Source organism: Nocardioides sp. CPCC 206348, assembly GCF_048654705.1.
Lineage (GTDB): Bacteria > Actinomycetota > Actinomycetes > Propionibacteriales > Nocardioidaceae > Nocardioides.
In genome coordinates this window covers 1-440 of the sequence record NZ_JBMCZA010000055.1, presented here as the reverse complement: position 1 = coordinate 440, position 440 = coordinate 1, and the positions used below count along the sequence as shown (strand labels likewise).

At 69.5% G+C, this 440-nt stretch carries 1 protein-coding gene; it reads right to left on the bottom strand.

Annotated elements, in window-relative coordinates; all coding sequences use genetic code 11:
* Positions 1-99 precede the first annotated feature (99 nt).
* On the bottom strand, positions 100-440 hold a 341-nt coding region (locus ACOADB_RS01855; RefSeq protein WP_378596209.1), incomplete at its 5' end, for a WYL domain-containing protein.

The following is a 440-nucleotide window of genomic DNA, read 5'->3' as shown; positions in this document are numbered from 1 at the left end:
AGAGCGACGGTGACGAGGCCGGCGATGCTCCGGCGTACGGACTTCATCGGCTTCCCTTCAATCAACGAGCATACGACTCATTCCGCCAGGGCGGTGCCGTCAGGACGTGGCGCTCGTGAAGCGCCGGCCGACCCGGGCGAGCACCTCGACGAGCTCCGCGGGCTCCTCGACGGTGAAGTCGCAGTCGAGGTTCGCGAGGACCATCACCGGCCAGTCGAGGCTGTCGGTGTTCATCGTCATCACGCAGGTGTCGCCGGTCGCCTCGACCGTTCCCCACCGGCCCATGTAGGCCTCGACGTCGGCCGCGGGTGCGGTCATCCGCACCCGGACCTGGTGGCGCTGGGGGCGGTTGCGGAGACCGTTGTTGACGAAGGCGACCGCATCGCCACCGGGCACTTCGCGGGGTGCGAACCGCTGCCCGGTCGTGGTCGGCGTACCCG